A 17,176-nucleotide genomic window follows, 5' to 3' on the forward strand; every position below is an offset into this window, starting at 1 on the left:
TCCTGAAATGTGACCGATTTTGAGTAGAGTCCGACGCGAAGGAGTCGGACGAAGATGAAGCGCAGCAGGTTCGGCGAAGAGCAGATCATCGCGATCTTGAAGAGCAGGAGGCCGGGATGGCGACGGCGGACGTGTGTCGCCGCCACGGGATCAGTTCGGCAACGGTCTACAAGTGGAAGTCAAAGTGTGGCGGCCTGGAGGCGTCCGAGGCCAGGCGACTGCGCGCTCGAAGACGAGAACGCGAAGCTGAAGAAGCTGCTGGCCGAGGCGATGCTGGACAACGTGGTGCTGAAGGATCTGGCATCAAAAAAATGGTAACGCCCGGCGCTAAGCTGGAAGCCGTCGCGCATGCTCGTGAGTATCACGGGCTGAGCGAGCGTCGGGCGTGCAACCTGGTTGGCGTGAGCCGCCGGGTGATCCGGTATCGGTCGTTACGGCCGGATGATGGTCCGTTGCGGCAGAGGCTGCGCGAGCTAGCGGCTGAGCGTCGCCGGTTCAGCTACCGACGCCTCGGTTACCTGCTGGCTCGCGAGGGCATGACGCCCAACCACAAGAAGCTGCTTCGGGTCTATCGCGAGGAGAACCTGCGGGTCCGACGCCGCGGTGGCCGCAAGCGCGCCTTGGTGCCAGAGCGTTGATGGTGCTGCCGGACGGGCCGAACCAGCGTTGGTCGCTGGACTTCGTCTCCGATACCCTGACGTGCAGCCAGCGGTTCCGTATCCTGTGCGTGGTCGACGACTACACGGGGGAATGCTTGGCGCTGGTGGCTGACACGTCGCTATCGGGCGTGCGGGTCGCGAGGATCTGACGCGGCTGATCGGGATGCGCGGCAAGCGACATACGGTGGTCAGCGACAACGGCACCGAGCTGACCTCGTCGGCCATCCTGCGCTGATCGCAAGAGCGGCGGGTCGAGTGGCATTACATCGCCCCGGGGAAGCCAATGCAGAACGGCTTCGTCGAGAGCTTCAACAGTCGCTTGCGCAACGAATGCCTAAACGAGACGCTGTTTACGTCGCTGCCGCATGCCCGCTTCGTGCTCGATGCCTGGCGGCACGACTACAACCATGTCAGGCCGCACTCGAAACTGGGCGGGAGAACCCCGCGATAAAGCCGGCCAACCTGTCCGGGGGCATGCCCCCGGACAGGTTGGCATCACCTCAACCCATCACCATGAAGGAGCCGGACCCCACCTATGACCGGTAACAATCAGGGGAGCACGTCAAAGCCTATTTTTTTGCAGAAGCGGCCGGAAATCCAAGTCTTTTATAGGAAACGACTATTTTTCCCTTGGAGGACGTGAAGGTGACATCAGCTTTTACCGTAGCGTCTAAGACCAAGTGGCACATCGCCCCTTGCGGCTATAGGAAAAGTTTCGAAAGGCTATAGATGGCGGATATTTCTATATAAGTACAATTACTTGGTCGCTTACGAATGTTTTCGATTATGGGCGTTGGAGAAGGAAGCCGTCGAGTCGGCCCTTCGGCCAAATTTGGCTCGTAGTTGTATGGCGGCGTGGGTTTCGTCCACAAATGCCGAGCCATAAGCGCCCTGCGGAAGGGAGCTTCTTGCCATTTCGCCGGTGGACTAAAAAAGCCTCCTGCACCCATTAGGGAATATGATAGGCCCTATTGCTCTATTTTTGTACGCCGCTACCAAACCAACGATGCGATTGAACCGGAAAATGAAATGTTGGACTAAGGCTGTCGAATGGCAGCTGTTATTAGCAGTTCATTTTGACGCTTTGCGTACTGCCCCGAGGGCATACCTAACCGCAATTGGGTGGCGATTACGCGGCAAAAGGTTGCGTTCGCGCGGGCAGCTCGCGTTACTGCTAAGCTGTTCACCAAGATTATATAAACTCTGGTCACTGCGGCACAACGTCGGGGCAAATTGCAACAAGATCGAAACCGAAGTCGGGCCGCCGATCGTAGCCTTGCTCGATATACGGGCCGAACAAGATGGGCTTGATGACACTATCCGTAGCTTGACTGCGCAAGGCGTGCCAGCATTTCTGATCGGCACAACTGCCTCTCCAACCCTATTTGAGGCGGCTGCGGAAATCGACTGGGACGGAAACCCATGGATAATGCCTATTGCTCCAGGCGACATAATTTGCCCTCAAGCGATAGGAGCCTATCGTGCAGCAGTGGTAGGTCTGACAAAAGATGTAGTACAACTTATCTATGCCGACGATGATTTGGTGGATAGAAATGGTGGGCGCCATACACCGCATTTCAAACCAGACTGGAACAGTGAATTATTCCTCCACTTCGACTATCTAACGCGTTCTTGCATCATCCGCACATCGCACGAGGAATTGATGGCAATTTCCAGCGCCCGAGACTGGGAAAAGCAACTCGTCGTGCGAGCCACGAGGCGGGCCGCACCATTGCATTTGCGCCAAATGCTGCACCACCGCCGTAGTCGTCTCAATCCGCGCGTTCCAATGGCGCCCCGGCCCCTCGCTAGTAACCCGCCGCTCGTCACGATTATAATTCCTACGCGTAATCGCGTTGAACTGCTTCGAATCTGCTTGGAAGGGGTAGCTGCTACCCAATATTCCAATCTTGAAGTGATCGTCGTCGATAATGACAGCGACGATCCCGAGACATTGTCCTACCTTGATGCACTAGACCCGACTAATGTTCGAGTGATGCGTCATAGCGGTGCTTTCAATTACTCGGCGATCAACAACCGCGCAGCGCGGGAAGCGCGAGGGCAGCTGCTATGCCTGCTCAACAATGATATCGAGATTCTAGATCCAAATTGGCTAGCAACGATGGTCATACAAGCACAGCGCGAAGACGTCGGTGCAGTGGGCGCAAAGCTGTTGTATCCGGATGGACGAATCCAGCATGCAGGCGTCGTCATAGGCGTCGGTAATGCGGCAGGTCACGCCCATCGCTACTTATTTTCAGAAGAAGAAGGTTATTTCCATCGCCATTCTTTACCACAATTCACGACTGCCGTTACGGCAGCTTGCTTGGTTGTAGACCGAGATAAGTTTTTCGCGATAGGCGGTCTTGACGAACGAAACTTTGCAGTTGCCTTCAATGATGTGGATTTGTGCTTACGGCTGAATCAACGGGGCTGGCAATCTTTTTACGAGCCGCGCGCAACGTTGATCCACCACGAATCAATATCACGCGGTCGGGACGAGGATCCAATAGGCACAGCGCGGTATGCTGGGGAATTGGCTGCTCTGCAAAGGTTATGGGGAACGGACAGCGTTATTGATCCATTTCACCATCCTGAGCTTCAGCGGGCAAGTGAACGTTTTGTGTTAGCGGTCTGATAACATGGAAAACATTTTTGTGTCGCGGCTTGTTTTACCCCAAGTCACGTTGTGCGCCGCTACATCCGTTAATGTAGCGGCGACGTTGCGCGCGCTTGAGGCGAGCTTGGACAAAGTTGAATTCGCCGAATGCAAGTTGTTCACCGACGCGCCGGTGAAGGCCGATCACCCCGGCATCACGGTCGTACATATCGGTCCGCTATGTTCTACTGAGGCCTATTCTGATTTTGTGCTGTCACACATGGTCGACCATATTGAAACTTCACATTGTCTAATTTCGCAATGGGATGGTCATGTCCTTAACGCGCAGCGGTGGCGACCTGAGTTTTTAGAATACGACTATATTGGTGCGCGTTGGCCACAGTTCGCCGACGGCCATGATGTTGGCAATGGTGGCTTTTCGTTGCGCAGCCGACGTCTAATGGAAGCATGCCGCGAACCGGGATTCAACGCATCTCATGTTGAAGATATTGCGATTGGACGGACCAACCGTAAGTGGCTGGAGGACATGGGACTTTGTTTTGCTCCCCCGCAGCTTGCCGACGTCTTCGCTACAGAGCGAGCTGGTGATCTGAAGAAGAGTTTTGGCTATCATGGCGTGTGGCACATGCCTCGGGCCATTGGCGTCAGAGCATTCTGGCAAATGTATCGCGATCTCGATAACAAAGGTACTGTCAGGGCAGATTTTGTAACCATCCTAAAGGAAGTCGGGAACGGAGCAGGGGGTGCCCAACGCGTGACCCAGATGATCTTTGATTACATGATTGGAGGGTTTGGAAGACCAGCAGTCCCACATCCACCTAAGACCTGTGAAAAGGCATAAACATTGAAGAATCCACTGCCTGGATTGCCGTTGGTTGAATCCCCCCTTTTCTCCTCACTCTCTTCTTCGCAGGGCTGGAGCCCTGAGGAAGAAAGGATTGCTATTAGCCTTCATGAAAAAGGCTATGCCATATTCGATTTTGCCGATGCAAACATCGACGCGCGGATTGATCGCATTAAGCAGAACCTAGGGCCGCGCTTCGGCATCGACTTTGCCGATCCGCAAAGTGACAAGACGGTCGGTGAAAGGCGTATCCAAGATGCCTGGAAATTCGATGAGGATGTCTACGCCATCGCGGCTAATGAAAAAGTTATTAGTCTTCTTAGCAAGCTTTACGGACGCACTGCATTTCCGTTTCAGACACTGAATTTCCCGGTCGGGACCCAGCAAGACGCCCATTCGGATTCGGTGCACTTTTCCAGCTTGCCCGAGCGCTTCATGTGCGGGGTATGGTTAGCTATGGAAGATATCGGCCCCGACGCCGGTCCACTCTTCTATCACCCCGCGTCGCACCGTTGGCCGATCATGACGAATGCGCTTATTGGGCGCCGGGGCGAGGGTGGAAAGCTGCGGTCGGCGCAGGACCCATATGGGCCAGCGTGGCGGGCGTTGTGCGATGCTCACGGCACGCAAGAAGAAATATTCCTGGCGCGGAAAGGGCAGGCGCTCATTTGGTGCGCAAACCTCTTGCACGGAGGTGCTCCTCAGAATGATCCGCGCCTCACTCGCTGGTCGCAGGTGACACACTATTATTTCGATGACTGTATATATTACACGCCCGCCTATTCGGATGAGGTGTTAGCAAAGTTTTGCCTCCGAAATCCGACGGCGATCAATGATGGGTCGACCCGGCGAAGCTGCTATCTCGGCGAGTTCGTGCCAGAGCGTCCCTCATCTAGAGAAATTGGCCTAACCACGCTTTTCCGCCGGTTTCTTAGACGCTGGATTAGTTGAAGTTCCTCGCTAGAATACAACTGCCTATAACGAAATTTAGCTTTTATGTTTATCCGTTAATGACAATAATTACACTGCTAAGGCGCTGGACGTTAAAATTGAAAGGCCGCCTAGGGATTTATGTCGACATAATCTGTACCTTTCTCATATTCTAGTTTCAGTAAACTTATTTAGCTAAAAATAGTTCATTTGAGGCTACAGGATGAGTAGAATTAAAAAGTTTTTCAGTTCATTTTCTTTTTTCTGTAATCTATTAAAGAGACATCAAAAAAGAAAGTCTTTTAATAGGGCTCAGGAAATAATTTGCACAAGTTCAAATCAAAAAAGCGGACTTTTTGATGCAGATTGGTATGAAAAGACCTATCCCGATGTCGTGGCTGCAGGGCAATCAGCGTTTTTTCATTACATGCACGACGGGTATAAAGAGGGGCGCGATCCAGGGCCTGGATTTGACACCCGGTTCTATTTAACTACCTATCCTGATGTTGGCAGGTCAGAGATTAATCCGCTTCTGCATTATATTTTACACGGTCGTGCCGAAGGCCGGAAATGCACGAGGTCTGGATATCATTATGTGAGGCAACCGGCAGGCCTGCGTCATGTGATCGTGAAGGAATTGACCCTTGCTCGAGATCGCGATGCGGCAATCCTTGTCACCCATGCACCGGCTGGTCGGCTAAAGCCCCATATTTTGCCATATATGGAGCAGCTTTCTAGAACGGGGCTGTCTGTTGTTCTTGTCGCCATTGTGGACCGTCCATTAGAGCTGCTTGACAAGGAAGTGGCGGCAGCTGCTGGTGTTATCGTGCGTGACAATGCCGGATATGATTTCGGCGCTTGGGCGCATGCCTTTCAGCTATTCCCGACGCTGTTCGGGGCAAGCTTGCTCGTGATGACGAATGACAGCGTGATCCCTACAGCTGATGTCGACGTCTTCGGGGCTATGATGGCCCGCGTACGAGCGTGCCCGGCTGACGTCGTGGCGCTGACGGCTAGTCACGAATATGGCTGGCATGTGCAGAGCTATTTCCTAGGGTTCAAACCCAAAGCGCTGAGTTCTTGGGAGTTCCAGCATTTCATTCGTGATCTGCGCAGGATTGACGATAAGGATGAGGTTATCCGAACTTATGAAGTACCATTCGCCGCGAAAATGCAGGCGGCCGGTTTGGTTGTACGAGCATTATACGTGGGGTCTTTTTCAGCAAATCCTACCTTCTTCAGTTGGCGTGAACTGATCGAGCAGGGCTTTCCATTCATCAAACTCCTTATGCTGCGTGATAAGTTTGCGGAATTCACTGACCAGCCAGAAGTTCTTGAGGAAGTTCGCAATCAATGGCCGGTTGTCCTAAAACAGGCGGGCTTCGACATAGAGCTTGTTCGATCGGTGCTGCGGGCCGCCGAAATATCATCCGTACCGGAGGGGCTTAACGGGGATTTGCTGGTCAATGTCCGAGAATACAATGCGATAACGTGCGATCATCCGCTTCGCATCTCCTTTTTCGGCCCTTGGAATTATGAGAATGGTCTTGGCGCAGCGAGCCGCGAAATTATTAATGCGCTCCGGCACATCGATGCAGACATTAATGCCTATCCCATCATGAAGCCTTTCCATGTTCACCGACTTGTATGCCCCTCGATTGAGACGACTGATTTCACCGGCCGCCCGGACATCGCAATTGTTCATCTTAACCCCGATTCTTGGAACGTCCTTACGGCCGAGCAACGCGATATCATTCGGTCGGCGAAGCAGCGAATTGGATATTGGGTTTGGGAAACCGACAAACTACCGGCGAGCTGGCAGCAAGAATTGCATTCAGTTGATCGGATTTGGGCACCGAGCACCTATTGTGCGGATATTTTCCGCAGCGAAGTAGATATCCCGGTCGATGTCGTTCCACATCCCGTTCGCGTACCGACAAGGATTGCGTCCGACCGCAATACCACGCTGCGCCGGTTCGGGATCGATCCTGACCTCAAGGTGATCCTCTATATCTTCGATGGCGCCAGCTATCTGGTCCGCAAAAACCCCGAGGGATTGATACGCGCGTTTGCAACATCGGGCTTAGTTGCGCAGGGTTGGACACTAGTTCTCAAAATAAAGCATCTTCATGATCGTCCGGAAGCGGGCGACGCGTTAGTCAGGCTTGCGGACGGCACTCCCGGCGTGCGCATACTTGAGGTTTCGCTTTATTCCGATGAGGTCACCAGCCTAATTGCAGCGGCAGATATCTACGCATCGCCACATTGTTCCGAAGGCTTCGGACTGACGGTCGCCGAAGCCATGGCGTTGAGCAAGCTGGTTGTTGTAACGGATTATGCAGGCACACGCGATTTTGTAAATGAAGAATGCGGCTATCCCGTTGTGGCAGAGATGTGGACGCTGGACCAGAACTACGGCCACTATCTTGCTGGCCATAGTTGGGCAAAGGTAAACGAGGATGCATTCGCTGCAGCGCTCTTGAAAGCGGCGAAGGCAATCATGTCCGGAGATCATACCATTGGCGAGGCGGCGAAGGCTAACGTCGCCCGTCTTCTATCCTACGAAGCCGTGGCTGATACCATCAAAGAGAGCTTTGCCCACGCAATTAAAAACTCAAGTGTCAAAGAGACAATAGCCCAACCGCAAAGAGGAGTAGCAAATCCTCCGTCGCCGCCTGAGATTAATCCCAATTTTTCATCTGCGGAGAGATTTTGCGATTTTTCCAGTTCCCCAGGGCTCGTCGTCGTTCCACTGGAGGATGATCTGTCTTGGAATGGCTCCGCATTGCCGAGCGGCAGTCCGAACGATTGGATCCTATTTGCCCCCCGCAATGCCCGTGTTTCTCCTGACACACGCCACTTTGTCATGACTTCCTCCACGAACCGGCCCGATGTTTCGCTCTTTTACGCGGATGACGTTGCAGTCGGAGAAGATATGATAAACCGCTTGAATTTTAAGCCGGACTTCAATCGTACACTTCTTATATCGCAAGATTACATCGGAGCGCCTGTCGCAGTGCGCCGGAAGATGCTGACCGATGTGGGCGGCCTAGATCGAACACACGGCACCGCTGTACTTTATGATTTGATATTACGCATGGACGAGGCAGGGTGCGCTATTGCCAGGATCCCGGAGGTCCTGATCGGCTATGAAGGAAAGCGTCCTGTGGCCCACGTCATCGCGCGCCGCGCAGTCCTCATGGCTCGCAGGGCCTCAACGGATATCAGTTTCGTTGAAGGGGAGGCGCCTGGGTTGTTGCTACAGCGTCGCCGCTTTGTGGGCAAGGACTATCCTCCCGTTACGATCGTAATACCCACTCGGCAAACGTACCGACCAAACCAAACAGAAATGTTTATCGAATCGTTGTTGGCACACATCCCCAGCGCCGCATGGCCTATGGATCGCATTACAGTGATCGTGGGTGATGATGTAGTGGGGGAACCTGATTGGGCTCGACAGTCATGGCCGTTCATCCTGAAGCGGATCGAGACGCCGCGGGCGGTTGGCGAACCGTTTAATTATTCTGCCAAGATGAACAGGCTGTGGCGTAAGGCAAGCGACGAATATATCATCTTCCTGAACGATGATGTTATTCCTACCACACCTGACTGGTTACAGGCTCTTTTAAGCTTCGCGGTCGACGAGAGTGTCGGTGGAGTCGGTGCCCGTCTTTATTTTGATGACGGGAGTATTCAGCATGCCGGTATGTTCCCATCTTTTCGCACGGCCGTTCATGCGTGGCTTGGATGGCCAGTGGAAGCAAAGACGTATAATGATTGGGCCGTCGCCCAGCGGGAGTGGTCAATGGTGACCGGCGCGGTCTTTGCAACCCGACTGTCAATCCTCAAACAGTTAAACGGTTTCGACGAACGCTTTAGTCTAGAATTCAATGATATTGATCTGTGCTTGCGCATCCGTAATTTGGGATATCGCATAGTGTATAATCCGGATGCTCAATTTACCCATACCGAAAAGGCGTCACGCGGAGAGACCATGCCACCCGGCCCTGAAGTGTCACTATTCTTATCGCGATGGTCGCGTTGGCTCGATAACGATCCGGCTTCGCATCCGAGCCTTTCGAAGGGCCGGCTCGACTTGGCTGCCGAGCCGAAGGTTGATGCTTGGTATCTTTGACAATACATGTGGGTCGACGGACTGCGCTGCACAAGCAGGGCGCCGTCTCGCTTTCCCTCTTGCGTTATTGTAGGGCGATTGAAGCGATTGTGTGCTGAATTGCTCAAATACAGTGGCTTCCCGACAGGTGACGCATTTTGCTCGATCGGGGTATGGAGACCATATGGCAATATGTTTGGGGTGCGATAAATTAGGCCGTGAACCCATTAACCGTTGGCGGTGGATCGCCGACGTGCCAACCGTCATTCATGGATGAGCAGGCGAACCGAGTTTGGCAGGTGTGACCGTCAACAAGCGGCTGTTTCACGTTGGCATCCTGGATAAATGGGATGCTGCTGTGCGGCGGCGGGATCGAAATGAGATGATGGTCCTGCTTGAGCTGGTGGAAGACACGGAACCTCAGTTGACCGTCGATACCGTCCTAGCCAACCCAAGGGCGTATGGCTTCTGACGGGGAGGTTTCCCTCGTGACGATTATCTGATTCAGCGTCGGTATGAGCCGATACGATCTGACTGACTTCGAATGGCGCGTGATCGAGCCGCTGACGTGCTCCCCTGATTGTTACCGGTCATAGGTGGGGTCCGGCTCCTTCATGGTGATGGGTTGAGGTGATGCCAACCTGTCCGGGGGCATGCCCCCGGACAGGTTGGCCGGCTTTATCGCGGGGTTCTCCCGCCCAGTTTCGAGTGCGGCCTGACATGGTTGTAGTCGTGCCGCCAGGCATCGAGCACGAAGCGGGCATGCGGCAGCGACGTAAACAGCGTCTCGTTTAGGCATTCGTTGCGCAAGCGACTGTTGAAGCTCTCGACGAAGCCGTTCTGCATTGGCTTCCCCGGGGCGATGTAATGCCACTCGACCCGCCGCTCTTGCGATCAGCGCAGGATGGCCGACGAGGTCAGCTCGGTGCCGTTGTCGCTGACCACCGTATGTCGCTTGCCGCGCATCCCGATCAGCCGCGTCAGATCCTCGCGACCCGCACGCCCGATAGCGACGTGTCAGCCACCAGCGCCAAGCATTCCCCCGTGTAGTCGTCGACCACGCACAGGATACGGAACCGCTGGCTGCACGTCAGGGTATCGGAGACGAAGTCCAGCGACCAACGCTGGTTCGGCCCGTCCGGCAGCACCATCAACGCTCTGGCACCAAGGCGCGCTTGCGGCCACCGCGGCGTCGGACCCGCAGGTTCTCCTCGCGATAGACCCGAAGCAGCTTCTTGTGGTTGGGCGTCATGCCCTCGCGAGCCAGCAGGTAACCGAGGCGTCGGTAGCTGAACCGGCGACGCTCAGCCGCTAGCTCGCGCAGCCTCTGCCGCAACGGACCATCATCCGGCCGTAACGACCGATACCGGATCACCCGGCGGCTCACGCCAACCAGGTTGCACGCCCGACGCTCGCTCAGCCCGTGATACTCACGAGCATGCGCGACGGCTTCCAGCTTAGCGCCGGGCGTTACCATTTTTTTGATGCCAGATCCTTCAGCACCACGTTGTCCAGCATCGCCTCGGCCAGCAGCTTCTTCAGCTTCGCGTTCTCGTCTTCGAGCGCGCAGTCGCCTGGCCTCGGACGCCTCCAGGCCGCCACACTTTGACTTCCACTTGTAGACCGTTGCCGAACTGATCCCGTGGCGGCGACACACGTCCGCCGTCGCCATCCCGGCCTCCTGCTCTTCAAGATCGCGATGATCTGCTCTTCGCCGAACCTGCTGCGCTTCATCTTCGTCCGACTCCTTCGCGTCGGACTCTACTCAAAATCGGTCACATTTCAGGACAGCACGTCATCCAAGCTGAAGCACTTCCGCCGTGTCGCCACTCGTTATGACAAGCTTGCCGCCAACTTCCTCGCCATGGTCCACCTCGCTTCGATGCGGCTGTGGCTACGTGCTTATGAGTCCACGGTCTAGGCCGTGAACTCATAAATTGAATGATTTAGATCGGCAGCGCATCCCTCATTGCGCTATACTGTCGATCCTGCAATCGTCTCGGTATGAGCAAACTGACAATCGAACTTGGTGGTGGATTGAGGGGGCTGCCGCTCGGTTCGTCGAGGGGCAGCGTGCGCGCCTTCTTTGGGAATGGCCACCAGCCGTTCAAACGCTCGGCGGATAGCGAGGAAGCAGATTATTGGTCGAAAGAGGGCGTGTTTGCATACTATGATGATGCAGAGCTGCTGGAAGCGTTAGAGTTTTCAAAGCCCAGCGATCCTACCTTGCAGGGGGAATCCCTCACGACCGTGATGATGGGCGAAGCCATAGATTATTTGCTTATGCTCGATCCCGAACTTCGTCTCGAACCCGGCGGGGCGACCTCGAGCAAGGTGGGCGTGGGCGTTTGGTCATCCACTGGAGAGCCTGATCAGCCTGTCATGTCCGTGATCACATTCGGACCCGGATATTACGGCTAAGCGGGCAGTTGCCGGTGCGCGAGTGTCGGCTCGCGCTTTCGTATCGAGCTGAACTCTGATTCAAGCTCTGTATGAGCCGATATGATCTGACTGACTTCGAGTGGCGCGTGATCGAGCCGCTTCTGCCCAACAACCCCGAGGCGTGCCGCGTGTCGATGACCGGCGTGTGCTCAATGGCATCTTTTGGGTTTTGCGGTCTGGTGCACCGTGGCGCGACCTGCCCGAACGCTATGGCCCGCGCACTACCTGCTACAACCGCTTCGTGCGATGGCGGAAGGCGGGCGTCTGGGACCGGATGATGGACGCCATCACCGCCGCCAATTACGGCGACATCCAGATGATCGACAGCACGTCCGTTCGCGCCCACCAACAGGCCGCGACGGCAAAAAGGGGGATCGAGATCATTGTCTCGGTCGCTCCCGAGGCGGGCTCACGACCAAAATCCACGCGGTCGTTGATGCGCAAGGCCTCCCGATCCGGCTCGGCCTGACCGCTGGGCAGGCACATGATGGCCAAGTCGCGGACAATCTGCTCAACCAGCTTTAGCCCCACACGATCGTGCTCGCCGACAAAGCCTACGATGCTGATCGCATCCGCACGCTGATCGAGGAACAGGGCGCCACGCCCAATATCCCGCCCAAATCCAATCGAAAGTGGAAGCCTTGCTTCAGCAAGCGGCTCTATCGTGAGCGCAATCTGATCGAGCGCTTCTTCTCCAAACTCAAACACTTCCGCCGCGTTGCCACCCGCTACGATAAGTTGGCGGATAACTTCCTTGCCATGGTCCAGCTCGCATCAATGCGCCTGTGGCTCCGCGCTTATGAGTCTACGGCCTAATACTTCTGCCGAGATGGCACTGAGCAGCCTAACCCGATTAGCCTCCACGGATGTTTGCGTCGATCGAGAATACCATTTGAAACAGAATGATATTTCAGATGGAAGAGAGATATTTCAGATGGAAGAGAGTTGCATCGTAGGCTCCTGGCTTTAAAGAGGCATCAAGTTCACACCACTGAAAAATCAAGTGCACATCGAATCTGAGGCGGTATTAATATGAAAGTAGTTTTGCTGGCAGGAGGATTAGGTACTCGATTGTCGGAAGAAACATCAATAAGGCCAAAGCCTATGGTAGAAATTGGTGGACTACCAATACTTTGGCATATTATGAAAATCTATTCTACAGCCGGATTGAATGATTTTATCATATGCCTTGGCTATAAGGGGTACTATGTGAAAGAGTACTTTGCCAACTATTTTTTGCACATGGCAGATGTGACGATTGATCTTACCCGCAACGGCTTGGATATCCATCATTCACGAGCTGAGAAATGGAAAATAACACTGGTCGACACCGGCGCCGATACAATGACTGGCGGACGGATTAAGCGCGTTGCAGATCATATAGGCGATGATAATTTTTGCATGACCTATGGTGACGGACTAGCAGATATCGACATCCGCAAACTGATTGATTTCCATGTTGCAGGTGATTGCGAGGCGACTGTAACTGCTGTACGTCCACCGGGCCGGTTTGGTGCTCTGGACATCGCTGATGGCAGAGTGCGCGGCTTCATCGAAAAGCCGCAGGGCGACGGCAGTTGGATTAATGGCGGGTTCTTCGTCCTCGCTCCGAGCGTGATCGAGCGAATCGAAGGCGATGCCACGACTTGGGAGCGCGACCCGTTGGAGGGGCTGGCCAGTGATGGGCAGCTGTCGGCATATCGGCATGAAGGGTTCTGGCAACCGATGGACACATTGCGAGATAAGCATCACCTTGAGGATCTGTGGCAGAGCGGTAATGCTCCATGGAAAACTTGGTGATGGCAGTCCAGTTCCCGTCGTCTACTTTTTGGCGCGGCAAGCGGGTGCTGCTGACGGGGCACACTGGGTTCAAAGGTGGATGGGCTGCAATGTGGCTCGAGCTGCTCGGTGCCGATGTTTACGGCCTAGCGCTCGAGCCCGTTGCGGCGCCCGGCGGCGAGGCGCTGTGGTCCGCCATCGGTTACCCCGGCGACCGGATCGGTTTCGCTGACATTCGAGATGCCGCAGCAGTTGAGGCAGCTTTCATCGAAGCACGACCCGACGTGGTTTTGCATATGGCGGCGCAGGCATTGGTCCATGCATCGTACGGCGATCCAGTGTCAACATTCGAGACCAATGTCATCGGCCTGGTTAATGTGCTTGAGGCGGCGCGACGCAGTCCAGGCTTACGTGCGATCGTTAACGTCACTAGTGACAAGTGCTACGAGAATACGGAGCAAGTCTGGGCATATCGCGAAACGGAACCAATGGGGGGGGCCGACCCCTATAGTGCTAGCAAGGGCTGCGCTGAACTGGTCACCGCATCCTATCGCCGCTCGTTCTTCAACCGACCGGATGGACCATTGTTAGCATCTGCCCGCGCAGGTAATGTAATCGGCGGCGGAGACTGGTCCCCAGACCGCCTTGTCCCTGATTCCATACGCTCATTTTCTCAAAAGACGGATGTCCTCATCCGTAATCCTCTTTCGACCCGGCCATGGCAGCATGTGCTTGAGCCGATCACGGGTTATCTGATGCTGGCTCAAGCGCTGGTCGAGCATGGCGCGCAAGCCGCGCAGGGTTGGAATTTCGGTCCTCCCGATGACGATGCCTGGCCGGTTGGCAGAGTTGTCGATGTACTGGCCAAAGCTTGGGGTGATGGGGTCGGCTGGGTCCAAGATAATGCCGTACATCCTCATGAGGCGATGTTGCTGCGCGTCGATGCTAGTAAAGCACGCCTCGGATTAGGCTGGCGGCCGAGGTTGCCGATAGCGGATGGGTTGGCTTGGACTGTGGACTGGTACAAGTCGGTTGCAGCGGGGCAATCCGCGCGCAGCATCACAATTAATCATATCGGGGCCTACGAAGCCCTTACCGGAGCTGTCTAATGGATCCTACTTGTCGTTTCTGTAATGCGCCGCTCGAGGTGTCGTTTGCCGATCTCGGTATGTCTCCAATTTCAAACGACTACATTGCACCACAACATTCCGCGGCGATGGAGCCGTTCTATCCGTTGCATGCCTATGTCTGCGGCAACTGTTGGCTTGTGCAGTTGATCGATTTTGAAAAGGCCGAGAACATGTTCTCGGATGACTATGCCTATTTTTCGTCCTATTCCCAATCGTGGCTGGCCCATGCCGAAAAATATGCAGTGAAGATGATTTCGGCCGAGCGGCTGGGAACAGAAAGTTTGGTCGTTGAGATCGCTTCAAACGACGGTTACCTGCTACAGTACTTCAAACGATCGGGCATACCCGTCTTGGGGATTGAGCCAACGGCCAATACTGCGCGCGTCGCTTTAGAGGAGCGGGGGATCGAGAGTGATGTCGCTTTCTTCGGGCGGGTAACGGCTGAGCGTTTGCGAGATAAGGGTATTCAGGCGGATGTGATGGCTGCCAATAACGTGTTGGCGCATGTTCCCGACATCAATGATTTCATTTCGGGCTACCCAATTCTGCTAAAGCATGGTGGTGTCGCCAACATCGAGTTTCCGCATCTTTTGCGTCTGATCGAACAGCGCCAGTTTGATACGATCTATCACGAACATTTCAGTTACTTATCATTTACTGTCGTAAGGCGCATGTTCGCAGAGCACGGTATGCGCGTTTACGATGTTGAAGAACTGCAGACACATGGCGGTTCTTTGCGCGTATATATTGCCCATAACGACGATGTGACTCGCCTTGACACCCCTGCTATTGCAGCAATGCTACAGGCGGAAAAAGCTGCTGGTTTAACGGACTTGGACACATATAGACACTTTTCCGCCGCCGTGGTCGATACCAAGCTCGCCTTGCTCGAATTCCTGGTCGCGGCGAAGCGAAACGGAAAAACCGTTGCGGCTTATGGCGCGCCAGCCAAAGGTAATACGCTGCTAAATTATTGTGGTGTTAAGGCTGATCTTGTCGCATTCACAGTTGATCGCAGTCCACATAAGGCCGGTAAGTTGCTTCCTGGAACGCGGATACCGATTTATACTCCGGACCGCATCGACAGCGAAAAGCCTGATTACCTCCTTATCTTGCCATGGAATTTACGTGACGAAATCATGGAGCAGATGGCCCACGTCCGGGGTTGGGGATGCGCATTCGTCACGCCCATCCCGACGGTTCATATCCATCGATGATTTTCACTCCCCTTTTTATAGCTGGAGTTTGGCGGGTCGACCTATCTCCCGTGTTCGACGAACGTGGTTATTTTGCGCGCACCTTTTGTGAGGCGGAGTTCGCTGCCCACGGGCTGTCTGAGAGATTTGAACAGTCGAGCTTGTCGCGCAACTTGTTGGCCGGGACATTACGCGGGATGCATTACCAAGCAGCTCCCCACGCAGAAGCGAAGTTCGTTCGCTGCGTGCGCGGTGCGCTTATGGATGTAGTAGTTGATGTTCGCCCGGGCTCTCCTACCTGTGGGAAATGGGTCGCCGAAAGACTAACGGCTGATAGCGGTACGGGCCTATATATCGCGCCCGGCCTGGCGCACGGTTTCCAGACGCTCGTTGATGACACCGACATGCTGTACCAGATCACGCCCGCATTTCGTGCCGGCTTCGGCTCAGGTGTGCGCTGGAACGATCCGGCATTCGGAATTGATTGGCCTTTGCCAAATCCCATTCTGTCTGACCGTGACGCGGCATATCCCGACTGGTCAGAATGAAAATCCTCGTTACTGGATCCAGCGGCTTTGTCGGGCGTCAGGTGATCAATCAACTCATAGGACGAGACGTTGCAGTAGTAGGCAGCAGTCGTACAGCGGTGGAGCTCATCGGTGCGGAGCATGTGGCAACGGACCTTACTATGCCAGGAGCGGCGGCGGCACTGATCGAACAGGTGCGACCATCACACCTCCTGCATTTGGCTTGGAATGCAGTGCCGGGCAAATTCTGGAATGCAGCGGATAATTTGGACTGGTGTGCCGCCAGCGTGGAACTGGTTCGCGCTTTCCACGCCGCCGGTGGCAAACGGGCGGTGCTAGCCGGGAGCTGTGCCGAGTATGATTGGACATGTGACGGTCGACTTGATGAACACATCTCACCAATCAACCCGGCAACTTTGTATGGCGTTTCTAAAGACGCGTTGCGCCGAATGGTACTGCGTGATGCCGAGCAGCATGGGCATTCAGTAGCCTGGGGAAGGATTTTCTGGTTGTATGGTCCCAATGAGGGGCCGGGCCGACTGGTTTCGGACGTTGCTACGGCACTATGTTGCGGCCGCGTGCCAGAGGTTAGCGAAGGTCGGCAGCGGCGTGATTTCTTGCATGTTGCAGATGTTGCAAGCGCCTTCGTGGCAGCACTCAACAGCGATTACCAAGGGGTATTCAACATATGTTCGGGCTCGGCTGTAGAAGTACGCGACGTCGTCCGTTGCGTGGCAGAAGCCCTAAACCGGCCTGAAAATATACGGTTCGGGGCAAGGCCGACTAATCTGAACGAACCGCCGCTGCTATATGGCTCCGTTGACCGGCTGCACGGTGACATCGGTTTCCGCCCATTCTTCAATCTACACGATGGTCTAGCGAATACCGCTCAATGGTGGATTCAAAACTCCACAGCGGTATGAAATATATTAGGC

Annotated in this window: 11 protein-coding genes and 4 pseudogenes; 14 read left to right on the top strand and 1 reads right to left on the bottom strand. The window is 54.8% G+C overall.

All coding sequences use genetic code 11. The features are described from left to right. Positions 1-54 precede the first annotated feature (54 nt). The 6 genes and pseudogenes from M2343_RS15435 (at position 55) to M2343_RS15460 (ending at position 9,639) form a co-directional block, all read left to right on the top strand. Positions 55-1,198, top strand: a pseudogene (locus M2343_RS15435) (IS3 family transposase). 737 nt (positions 1,199-1,935) lie between these two features. Then, positions 1,936-3,297 carry a glycosyltransferase family 2 protein gene (locus M2343_RS15440; protein WP_319799414.1) on the top strand — a complete coding sequence of 454 codons (1,362 nt, stop codon included), beginning with the start codon at positions 1,936-1,938 and terminating at the stop codon, positions 3,295-3,297. A 4-nt stretch (positions 3,298-3,301) separates the two neighbouring features. Then, positions 3,302-4,120: a DUF5672 family protein gene (locus M2343_RS15445; protein WP_264577309.1), complete on the top strand. Its 819-nt coding sequence runs from the start codon at positions 3,302-3,304 to the stop codon at positions 4,118-4,120. A 3-nt stretch (positions 4,121-4,123) separates the two neighbouring features. Beyond that, positions 4,124-5,074, top strand: coding sequence for a phytanoyl-CoA dioxygenase family protein (locus M2343_RS15450; protein WP_264577310.1), 951 nt, complete (start codon positions 4,124-4,126; stop codon positions 5,072-5,074). 202 nt (positions 5,075-5,276) lie between these two features. Next, positions 5,277-9,188, top strand: a complete 3,912-nt coding sequence (locus M2343_RS15455; RefSeq protein WP_264577311.1) for a rhamnan synthesis F family protein — start codon at positions 5,277-5,279, stop codon at positions 9,186-9,188. 271 nt (positions 9,189-9,459) lie between these two features. After that, positions 9,460-9,639: a hypothetical protein gene (locus M2343_RS15460; protein WP_264577312.1), complete on the top strand. Its 180-nt coding sequence runs from the start codon at positions 9,460-9,462 to the stop codon at positions 9,637-9,639. Between the two features lie 118 nt (positions 9,640-9,757). Here M2343_RS15460 and M2343_RS15465 read toward each other — a convergent pair. Beyond that, positions 9,758-10,901 (bottom strand): annotated as a pseudogene (locus M2343_RS15465) (IS3 family transposase). A gap of 64 nt (positions 10,902-10,965) precedes the next feature. Here M2343_RS15465 and M2343_RS15470 point away from each other — a divergent pair. The 8 genes and pseudogenes from M2343_RS15470 to M2343_RS15505 all read left to right on the top strand — a co-directional run. Next, positions 10,966-11,088, top strand: a pseudogene (locus tag M2343_RS15470) (IS5/IS1182 family transposase); the annotation flags it as partial. Between the two features lie 83 nt (positions 11,089-11,171). Next, on the top strand, positions 11,172-11,588 hold the full coding sequence (locus M2343_RS15475; RefSeq protein WP_264577313.1) for a hypothetical protein: 417 nt from the start codon (positions 11,172-11,174) through the stop codon (positions 11,586-11,588). A 71-nt stretch (positions 11,589-11,659) separates the two neighbouring features. Next, positions 11,660-12,425: pseudogene (locus tag M2343_RS15480) on the top strand (IS5 family transposase). 216 nt (positions 12,426-12,641) lie between these two features. Further along, the gene (gene rfbF / locus M2343_RS15485) at positions 12,642-13,409 is read left to right on the top strand and encodes a glucose-1-phosphate cytidylyltransferase (RefSeq protein ID WP_264577314.1); all 768 of its coding nucleotides are present in this window, start codon (positions 12,642-12,644) and stop codon (positions 13,407-13,409) included. Beyond that, positions 13,409-14,497: a CDP-glucose 4,6-dehydratase gene (gene rfbG, locus M2343_RS15490; protein ID WP_264577315.1), complete on the top strand. Its 1,089-nt coding sequence runs from the start codon at positions 13,409-13,411 to the stop codon at positions 14,495-14,497. The genes rfbF and rfbG overlap by 1 nt, the downstream gene beginning before the upstream one ends. Continuing rightward, positions 14,497-15,735 carry a class I SAM-dependent methyltransferase gene (locus M2343_RS15495; protein ID WP_264577316.1) on the top strand — a complete coding sequence of 413 codons (1,239 nt, stop codon included), beginning with the start codon at positions 14,497-14,499 and terminating at the stop codon, positions 15,733-15,735. The genes rfbG and M2343_RS15495 overlap by 1 nt, the downstream gene beginning before the upstream one ends. Further along, positions 15,732-16,262, top strand: a complete 531-nt coding sequence (locus tag M2343_RS15500; protein ID WP_264577317.1) for a dTDP-4-dehydrorhamnose 3,5-epimerase family protein — start codon at positions 15,732-15,734, stop codon at positions 16,260-16,262. The genes M2343_RS15495 and M2343_RS15500 overlap by 4 nt, the downstream gene beginning before the upstream one ends. Continuing rightward, positions 16,259-17,164 (top strand): NAD-dependent epimerase/dehydratase family protein, encoded by a 906-nt coding sequence (locus M2343_RS15505; protein WP_264577318.1) that lies wholly within the window; start codon positions 16,259-16,261, stop codon positions 17,162-17,164. The genes M2343_RS15500 and M2343_RS15505 overlap by 4 nt, the downstream gene beginning before the upstream one ends. Positions 17,165-17,176: the final 12 nt, after the last annotated feature.

This window comes from Sphingobium sp. B8D3B (genome assembly GCF_025961875.1).
GTDB lineage: Bacteria > Pseudomonadota > Alphaproteobacteria > Sphingomonadales > Sphingomonadaceae > Sphingobium.